Origin of the sequence: Pseudomonas sp. UBA2684, from assembly GCA_002354655.1 — a bacterium.
Lineage (GTDB): Bacteria > Pseudomonadota > Gammaproteobacteria > Pseudomonadales > Pseudomonadaceae > Aquipseudomonas.
On the sequence record DELY01000001.1, the window covers coordinates 135,146 to 136,992 of the forward strand.

General features: G+C 58.8%; 2 protein-coding genes. Both read right to left on the reverse strand.

The window, feature by feature from the left end; all coding sequences use genetic code 11:
* Nucleotides 1-146 precede the first annotated feature (146 nt).
* Nucleotides 147-1,007, reverse strand: coding sequence for an outer membrane protein OmpK (locus tag B3M58_RS00595; protein WP_296216605.1), 861 nt, complete (start codon nucleotides 1,005-1,007; stop codon nucleotides 147-149).
* An 87-nt stretch (nucleotides 1,008-1,094) separates the two neighbouring features.
* Nucleotides 1,095-1,232 (reverse strand): hypothetical protein, encoded by a 138-nt coding sequence (locus tag B3M58_RS00600; RefSeq protein WP_296216606.1) that lies wholly within the window; start codon nucleotides 1,230-1,232, stop codon nucleotides 1,095-1,097.
* Nucleotides 1,233-1,847: the final 615 nt, after the last annotated feature.

Here is a 1,847-nt window from a genome sequence, read left to right on the forward strand (position 1 = left end):
TCGCGGCTAAAGCCGCTCCCACGTGAAGGCGGTCTGCATCAACAGTTAACGGGCACGCAGCCAAAAAAAGGGGGAATGACGCGAGCGTCATTCCCCCTTTACCCGACCTCCGCCCCTACCGGCGGTGGTCAAGTTCGTTGCCTGTATCAGAAGTGGTATTTGACCAGTGCTTGCACGGCGGTCTGGTCGAAACCGTCGGTGGAGCCGTCGATAGGCTTGATGCCGTATTTGTTGTGCCACATGTTCACTTCGGTACCGACGTACAGCGTGCGTTCTTCGCCGAACAGCGCTTTGCCAGCGTCCCACTTGACCTGGATCGAGGAGCCGACCGAGGTCTGTGTGTTGGCTTCTTTCGATGGCGCGCGCCAGTCGACGAAGCCATCGACGACGAAGTCCTGCTCGCCGATGGCGAACGGGTAGGCGCCGGCGACGGTCAGCTGGGTGGTGTAGCCGTTGCTGTCCTGGTCGGCGAAGAACACGTGGTTGTTGATCTTCACCCGGTACAGGTTGGTGTTGAGGAAGGCGAAGCCGGGTACGTCCCAGTCCAGACCGATGCCGTACAGGTAGTTCTCGGTGCCGGGACCGCCTTCGCCTTTTTCCAGGGTGAACGCGGCTTTGACGTCTTTCAGCGGGCCGACGGAAAGGTCTTGGCCGGTCAGCCAGCTGAGGCTGACGCGCGGCGAGAACTCCATGTAGTAGAAGCTGCTTTTATCGTGTTGCTCGAAGGTGCCGTTGGCGAAGCTGCCACGCGATTGGGTGTTGTCCGCGCGGATGTAATCGAGGAAGTAGAACACATCGCCCCAGGCCCAGCCGCTGGCGTGCTCGAAGGTGAAGGTGGTCTGCGAGCGCTGCTCCTCGTCGTTGAAATTGAGGCGCTGGAAGTTGTCGCCATACAGGTAGGACAGGCTGTTGTTTTGCCACAGCAACATGTCGTCGGCGCTGGCGTGTTGCGTGGCCAATAGCCCGGCAGACAGGGCGAGGCAGTGGGGCAGATGCTTCAGGTTCATCGGGTCTTCCTTATTTTTAGGACTTACAAGGTTTCTCGGCCCTGCGGCGGGCCGCAGGGAGGGGCAGGTGGAGCGAGAAGGGGGCGTTCAGGTGCTGCGCATGGTGCCAGACGCTGCGTTGTGCAACTGCGGGCCGGCCTGGCAGGTGACGAAGAAGGGCTTACAGCTCGGCGGGTGGTGGCGCGCAAGCGGTGCTGTGGCGTTCGGGGTGCTGGTCGTGGTCATGTCAGAGCCTGCCATTTGTTTTTATACGGTCATGGGCTTGCACGAGGCTTCACGGCGCCTCTTTCCGAGCGCCATTAAAAGTTGTCTGGTCGGTCAGAATGCGTCGACTATAACAAGTTGTTTACAGGGTTAAAAACAATTTATTTGTAGATTGTGCACAAAAAATCAACCGCCTGTCAGGTGCGCCAATAGGCGTGCGCGTGACGGTTCGCGACTAGGCGCCGTGGGCTGGTCGCGTGCTCTTTGGGTTGCCTTGAGTGCGTTTTGTGGTCAAGGCCCATAATCGCGTGACGGCTCATGCAGCGCGTAACTGGGGCAGAGCCTGAAAAGGTTTTGTGCCCGTTAATTGATGGGAATAGCTTTAACCGCGAAAGCGGGGCAGGTTTGGCAGATGAGAGTCGCACACGGGAGGCCTGTGCTGGCGGGGTAGCAGGGGCCTTGGCCGCGATTGAGCACGTTGCCTGAGCCGTTCGCGGTCGAGAGCGCAGACAAAAGCCTGATCTCTAATGCCGCAAGTTATTGGCTCAGCGCCATAAAAAAGGCTATGTCCCAGTGACGTGTTGCAGGAGAAGCCGCGCTTTTGTGGAAGCGGATTTATCCGCGAAAATCTTTGAA

Coding starts and splice junctions, on each gene's coding strand:
- B3M58_RS00595 (WP_296216605.1), bottom strand. CDS start 1,007: ATGAACCTGAAGCATCTGCCCCACTGCCTCGCCCTGTCTGCCGGGCTA.
- B3M58_RS00600 (WP_296216606.1), bottom strand. CDS start 1,232: ATGACCACGACCAGCACCCCGAACGCCACAGCACCGCTTGCGCGCCAC.